Source organism: Halomonas sp. 707B3, from assembly GCF_024158645.1.
GTDB classification, from domain to species: domain Bacteria; phylum Pseudomonadota; class Gammaproteobacteria; order Pseudomonadales; family Halomonadaceae; genus Vreelandella; species Vreelandella lionensis.
On sequence record NZ_JAMZBE010000170.1, the window covers coordinates 1 to 6918 of the forward strand.

Annotated in this window: 5 protein-coding genes; 4 read left to right on the forward strand and 1 reads right to left on the reverse strand. The window is 50.5% G+C overall.

The features are described from left to right. The first annotated feature begins 115 nt into the window (after window positions 1-115). From BIS10_RS16305 to BIS10_RS16315, 3 genes are all read left to right on the forward strand, one after another. Window positions 116-1999 (forward strand): hypothetical protein, encoded by a 1884-nt coding sequence (locus BIS10_RS16305; RefSeq protein WP_253506778.1) that lies wholly within the window; start codon window positions 116-118, stop codon window positions 1997-1999. A 185-nt stretch (window positions 2000-2184) separates the two neighbouring features. After that, window positions 2185-2859 carry an AbiV family abortive infection protein gene (locus tag BIS10_RS16310; protein ID WP_253506782.1) on the forward strand — a complete coding sequence of 225 codons (675 nt, stop codon included), beginning with the start codon at window positions 2185-2187 and terminating at the stop codon, window positions 2857-2859. 393 nt (window positions 2860-3252) lie between these two features. Further along, on the forward strand, window positions 3253-3615 hold the full coding sequence (locus BIS10_RS16315) for a metalloregulator ArsR/SmtB family transcription factor (protein WP_083024644.1): 363 nt from the start codon (window positions 3253-3255) through the stop codon (window positions 3613-3615). A gap of 86 nt (window positions 3616-3701) precedes the next feature. On the opposite strand, the gene BIS10_RS16320 is transcribed toward BIS10_RS16315, so the two are convergent. After that, window positions 3702-5801, reverse strand: a complete 2100-nt coding sequence (locus BIS10_RS16320) for a carboxy terminal-processing peptidase (RefSeq protein WP_253506785.1) — start codon at window positions 5799-5801, stop codon at window positions 3702-3704. 138 nt (window positions 5802-5939) lie between these two features. On the opposite strand from BIS10_RS16320, the gene BIS10_RS16325 reads away from it, so the two are divergent. After that, a partial coding sequence (locus tag BIS10_RS16325; protein ID WP_253506788.1) for a M18 family aminopeptidase occupies window positions 5940-6918 on the forward strand: 979 nt, incomplete at its 3' end.

Sequence of the window (6918 nt, forward strand, 5' to 3'; positions counted from 1 at the left end):
ATGGCACTGTCTGGGTGAATGGCGATAATGGCTATATTGCCATGCAGGTCAGTGGGTTAGAAGTGCTTCCGGGGGCCGGTCTCACGGATTCAGGATCAATTTAAAACGCGATGACATGGATGGGATCGAAGCCATTATTATCCGTGATTATGGTGATGGTATAGATCATGTCCAGGTAGAAGCTCTATTTGGTAACCTTGGGGACTCTTGGAAAAAAGAAACAGAAAAATACAAAGGCCGCGCGCTACATGGAAAAAACGGCCGCGGTCGTTTTAAAGCATTTGCATTGGGCTTCCGTGTAGAGTGGAGCACAGTATATGAGAAAGATGGAAAACTTTACTCGTTTAGCATAAGAGGTGATGCAAATGCACTTGATGACTTCAACGTAACTGACCCTGCTGAGTGTGGACCAGGTGCGGTATCTGGAACGACCGTAACTATAACAAACCCACTCCGGAATTTTCGATCTCTCCAGGGAGATGACGCTCCTCATGAGATAGCCAAAATATTTTCGGCATACCTGACCGAGTACCCTGGTGTACGAATTGAATACGACGGTCAAAATATTGATGCTAAAGATGCTCAGTTAGATAGGCGAGAATACTCACTAAATGATATCGTTTTAAGTGATGGATCGATAATTAGTTCTACAGTTGTAATTGTTGAGTGGAAGACGCCAACAGAGCGCACTATTCATTTGTGTGACAGTAATGGCGTTTCACTTCATGAAATGCCTATTGGTCAAAAAGTAAGAGCGCCCGGATACAACTTTACAGCCTATGTGAAATCTGATTACTTTAAAAAACTTGATAAAAGTGGCTTGCTTGCAGTTGCCTTTATGGATGAAGGCGTAACAAGAGTAGTTGAATCTGCTATTATATGCTTAAAGTCACATTTTAGGCGTCGTATTGCCGAGCAGCAGAGCGCTATAGTCGAAGATTGGAAAAAGCAGAAAATCTATCCATATGAAGATAAGGAGGATATTGGCTCGATTGAATCCATTGAGCGGCAAGTTTTCGATATTGTTGCAGTAAATGTTCAAAGCTATTTGCCATCTTTCGATAAATCAGATATTAAATCAAAAAAATTTACTTTCAGGCTTCTTGCGCAAGCTTTGCGTCAAAATCCTGGGTCTGTACAAGTTATTATTGAAGAAGTGTTAGGTTTAAAGCGAGAAGCCCAGAATGATCTTGCTGAGCTTTTAAAGAAAACGAGCCTGTCATCGATAATAAGCTCAGCTAAAATTGTTGCGAATCGCCTAGATTTTCTTAATGGTCTAGAAACGTTGTTGTTTGACAAAGAAAGCAAGCGTAAGCTTCTGGAGCGAGATCAATTACACAAAATACTTGAAGATGAAGCATGGGTTTTCCATGAGGAGTTTGCTTTGGCAGCCAGTGAGGAGAGGCTGGAGGAAGTGCTGAAAAAGCACTTAGATAAGCTCGGAATTCGTGAGGATAACCCTGATATAGTTGATCTTGGTGAAGGCTCTACTGGTCGTCTTGATCTTATGTTGCATAGAGCGGTGCAACCGAGATCGGATGAGTATGATTATCTAGTGGTAGAGCTGAAACGTCCAAGCCAGAAAATAAATTCTGATGTTCTGACACAGATCGAAAAATATGCGATAGCTGTTGCAAATGATGAAAGATTCCATGGTGTCAAAGTTAGATGGAATTTTGTCGCTGTATCAAACGAGCTCGATGATTTTGCTAAGAGGCGTGCTAAGCAACGCGGAAAGCCGCCTGGTGTAATTTTTGAAGATGATGAGTTAAATATAACTGTATGGGCAAAAAGTTGGGCTGATATAATTAATGATGCTAGAGCTAAGCTCTCGTTTGTAAATAGTAGATTGTCTTATGAAGCCGATAGTGAAAGTGCTAAGCAATATTTGAAATTGGCACATGCGAAATTTATACCTGATGTGCCAGTGTTTAGGAGTAAGCAAGGTGAGTCTATTCTTACAGAGCCACGAAGAGATGTAATGACGATAAATAAATAGAGTTTATTTTATATCCGATAGTGGTGTGTATTCAGCCGGTTTTGTTGCTTTGCTCTAGAGCCGAATTTTTAGCATAAATAAAATATTTGAGCTATATGGAAGAGTGGGGTTGTAATAGTTGCCTCGAATTCAGATCAAAAATATTTTATTTTTGATTATTATTATTTCCAGTTTTGAGAGACATGATGACCCATGGTTTAAAACAGTACAAAGGGAGATTAAGTGCATCTCAGGTGGCATCTGGAATTAATGCTGCCCAAAAGAATGCTAGAAGGCTTTATGAGGATGCTCAGCTACTCTTTGACAATGATCGATATCCAACTGGACTTGCCTTAGCCATTCTTTCGATTGAGGAATCAGGCAAGGCTTCAATCTTGAGGTCTCTTTCCTTAGCAAAGGACGGCAAGGAGCTTAAAGATGGTTGGAAAAAATTCAGGTCCCATAAAGACAAGAATGCCCACTGGATTGCGGTTGATCTAATGCTTGAAGGTGCTAGGAGTTTAAAGGGTTTATCAAAGGTTGCAGATCCAAATTCAAATCACCCAGAGTTGTTAGATCAATTGAAGCAAGTAGCACTATATACAGACTGTTTGGGCTCGGCTCATTGGTCATTTCCAGAAGATGTTGTAAGTAAAGAGCTTGCTGCCGGAATAATCCGTATTGCAGATATTTTTTCAAGAAAGAAAAAATGTACTGAGGATCATGTCTCGCTTTGGATAAAGCATATGCTCCCAGTAAAGAGTGAATCTCAGTCTGTTCAGTATAATGCCCTGTTAAATTGGTTCAAGGAAATGCACAATAAAGGTTATATTGATGAAGGGGGAGTAGGGTTTGAGGAGTTTTTAAATTTCAATTTATAAGCGGTGGTTATCGCAAAAGGTTGGTTTTTCCTGTTTGGATCTTGCTTTGCTTATGAGCTGCTTTGAGCGTTGGATATGAGTTGGTATGTGATGATGTTAAATTGCTCAGTAAGCCTTTTATGTGTGTCTTCAGTATGTATTTTCGTGAGGGGGGAGGCAGTCTTTGGTAGGGCTTAAAATGCAGTGTTGGTATATTGTTTTTTCTTATTCTGATAATGGTGCTAATTAACATGTATGCCCATTGGTTTTCGACTCCTGCTCCGCACCTGGTGTTACTCTCCACCTTGAGCGTTTTACCATACCTAAATACCTATTCCTTCAACCCAACCCCTTAGCCTTCCCTCCCACCTTGGCGTAAACTAGCCTCCTCAATTGATGGCGTAGGAAGGTGTCGTGGGGAAAGCGACTAGCCTGCAGGCGCTGCAGGTCTTTAAGTGTTTGAGCGATGAAACGCGGCTGATGCTGGTGCTGCTGATTGCCCAGGAGCAGTCGCTGTGCGTGTGTGAGATGACCTATGCGCTAGAGGAGTCTCAGCCGAAGGTGTCTCGCCATTTGGCGCAGCTGCGCCAGTGCGGCCTACTGATGGATCAGCGGGAAGGGCAGTGGGTCTACTACCGTTTAGCGCCGCAGCTGCCTGCCTGGGCGCAGTCGATTATTGAATCAGGTGCGCAGGGGAGTGCGCTGCAGCTGGAGGCGCTGACGCAGCGCTTGGCGCGTATGGGCGACCGCCCGGCGCGGCGCGCTGCCCTCTGCTAGCAGCGGTTCGGTTCAAGCAAGCACCCACAAAAAAACGCCAGCCCGAGGGCTGGCGTCTTCGTACCTAGTGCTGGTCAAGCCATTACTTAGCGCTTGGCCATCCGCTGGGTATCTTGAAGGTGAACATAGTCGAGCAGGATTTCAGCGGCTTCCAGCACGTGGGCGCGGTCCACGGGCATCTCTTCTTCGTCGCTTTCGTTCTCTGCGTCTGTTTCTGCCTCTTCGGTAGCGGCTGTGCCGTCGCTACGCGCATCCATCCACTCTTCCAGTTCCGGCAGGCCCAGGGCGCGGCGGCGCTGGTTTTCCAGCGAGAGCTGTTCGGCTTCTTGGGCTTCTAGCTCGCGTTGGCGCTGCTCGCGGTTCAGGCTGACGCTGGTGTGCTGCTCGCGCAACTGGCGGGCCAGAGTAGACTGGCGCTCCAAGTAGCGGAAGTTAGGGTTCTCTTTGGCGCGCTCTTCATGGCGAGTAATCAGCGTCGGCAGCACACGTTCCGGCTCGCCGTAGCGGCGGTACTGAACGTTTTGCACGGTGTCCCAGGCCAGCGCGTTGTCCAGGCTGCTCTCACCAATCCGCTCTGGGTCAATCAGGCTGGGGAAGGTGATGTCTGGCTCGACGCCGCGGTTCTGGGTGCTGTCGCCAGAGATACGGTAGAACTTGGCGCGGGTGAGTTTGATCTGGCCGTGGCTAAGCTCGTTCAGGGTTTGAACGGTGCCTTTGCCGAAGGTGGACGCGCCGACCACAATGCCGCGGCCGTAATCCTGAATGGCACCGGCGAAGATTTCAGACGCCGAGGCTGATAAGCGGTTCACCAGCACGGTCAGCGGGCCGTCATAAACGGTGCCTGCTTCGGCATCGCCATACAGCTGAATGCGACCCTGGGCATCGCGTACTTGCACGGTGGGGCCACGGTCAATAAACAGGCCGATCAGCGAGTTGGCTTCTTGAAGTGCGCCGCCGCCGTTGTTGCGCAGGTCCAGCACGATGCCTTCAACACCCTCTTTTTTGAGGTTGTCGATTTCACGGGCCACGTCGCGGGTGGTGCTGCGGTACTCTTCTTCACCGGCCTGCCAGGCGTCGAAATCCACGTAGAACGTGGGCACGTTAATCACGCCAATGCGGTGGGGCGCGCCGTCGCGTTTAACTTCAATCACTTCGCTGTCAGCTGCCTGATCTTCCAAGCTGACCGTGTCGCGGGTGATTTCGACGATTTGCGAGCGGGTCATATCCACGGCTTGGGCAGGCACCACATCCAGACGCACCACGGAGCCTTTCGGGCCACGAATCAGGTCAACCACGTTGTCCAGGCGCATACCCACGACGTTGACCATTTCACCCTCTTCTTGGCCGACGGCGATAATGCGGTCGGCGGGCTCTAGCACGCCTGCGCGCTCTGCTGGGCCGCCGGGCACTAGGCTGGAAACCTTAACGTACTCACCGTCTGCTTGTAGCAGTGCGCCGATGCCTTCCAGTGAGAGGCTCATCTGGATATCGAAGGATTCACCTTGGCGAGGGGAGAGGTAACCGGTGTGGGGGTCGATAGTGCCTGACACGGCCGCCATCAGTAGGCCAAAGACATCTTCTGATTCTGCTTGGCGTAAGCGTGAAAGCTGGCCTTCGTAGCGCTGGCGCAGGTTATCTTCGATCTGCTCGCTGTCCTGGTCGGTAATGGCGAGGGTCAGGGCATCGTTTTTCAACCGCTTGCGCCACAGTTCGTCCAGCTCGCTTTCGCGGGTAGCCCAGGAGGCATCTTCGCGATCAACTTCTAAGCGCTCGTCGCTATTAAATTCAAGCGAGAGCCCTTCGTCCAGGCGTGCCAGCAGCCACTCAAGGCGTGCGGTATGACGCTCGCTCAGGCGGTTGTAGAGCGCAAAAGCGTCGTCTAGCTCGCCATTAAAAAGCGCTTCGGCCATGTCTTTTTCAAGATGGCGATAGGGTTCAATATCACGGCTGAGCAGGTAGGCGCGCTGACCATCTAGAATATCCAGATAGCGCTGGAAAGCTTCCTGTGACCACTGCTCGTTAAAATTGATATCAGCATAGTGGCCGTAGCGGAGCGAGTCCGCAATTTCTACTGCCGCTTGGCGTTGTTCGTCGGTCGGCGCGAGTTGCGCCAGCGCTGCCGGGCTGGTGATCACCAGCATTACGGCAAGGGCGACCGAGCGCGAAAGCGTTGCAAACAAGCTCATCAGTCAAGCTCTCCCGGATTTGTGTACACTCATTCTTCCCTAGACACGCAGTTAGCCTATGAGTTGCGTAGGCCGAGGGAGCATTGTAGCAGGTCATTTCCCCTGTGAGACTCAATCATTACTGTTATGAGGAATTCCATGTCCGAGGCTTTCAACGCGGAACGTTTAACGCGACTGTGCGATTTTTTACAGCAGTCGCCTACGCCATGGCATGCCACCCACAGCATGGCCCAGCGTTTGGAGCAGGCGGGCTTTACGCGCCTGGAAGAGACCGCGAACTGGCAGTTGGTGCCAGGAAAGCGCTACTACGTGACGCGTAACGATTCGTCTGTGATCGCTTTTCAGCTGCCCGCTGGTAAGTTAACCAGCCTGCGCATGCTGGGTGCTCATACCGATAGCCCAGGGCTACGCTTAAAGCCCAACGCCACGCAATATTCAGCCGGCTGGCTACAACTTGGCGTGCAGGTATATGGCGGCGTGCTGTTAGCGCCCTGGTTTGACCGCGATTTAGGCTTGGCAGGCCGGGTACACGTACGCCATGCCGATGGCCGCTTAGAGAGCGTGCTGCTTAACGTGGACCGCCCGGTAGCGATGATTCCTAGCCTCGCGATCCATATGGACCGCGACGTGAATGCAGGGCGGCCCATCAATCCGCAAACGCAGATGGCGCCGGTATTAATGCAGAGTGATACGGCCAAGCTGAATGATCTGCTAGCCCAGTGGCTAGAAGAGCAGCACGGCCTGCGTGCCGTAGAAGTGGTGGATTTTGAGCTGGGCTTTTACGACGTGCAGCCGCCTTCACTGATTGGTTTGCGCAAAGAGCTGCTGGCCAGCGCGCGGCTGGATAACCTGCTGTCGTGCTTTGTGGGCCTAGAGGCGCTGCTGGAGTGTGATGCTAGCCAGGGTGCGCTGCTGGTGGCGAACGACCATGAAGAGGTAGGTAGTGCCAGCGCCTGTGGTGCCCAAGGGCCGTTTTTAGGCGATGTGCTGAAGCGTTTGAATGCCCAGGTAGGCGGTGGTAGCGAGGAGTCGTTGATTCAACTGATTCAGTCGTCGCTGATGATCTCCTGCGATAACGCCCACGCGCTGCACCCGAACTTCCGCGACAAGCACGATG

What these genes read in the sequence shown, in the direction of transcription:
- BIS10_RS16310 (WP_253506782.1), top strand. Translation starts at nt 2,185, where the DNA reads ATGACCCATGGTTTAAAACAGTACAAAGGGAGATTAAGTGCATCTCAG.
- BIS10_RS16320 (WP_253506785.1), bottom strand. Translation starts at nt 5,801, where the DNA reads ATGAGCTTGTTTGCAACGCTTTCGCGCTCGGTCGCCCTTGCCGTAATG.
- BIS10_RS16305 (WP_253506778.1), top strand. Translation starts at nt 116, where the DNA reads ATGGATGGGATCGAAGCCATTATTATCCGTGATTATGGTGATGGTATA.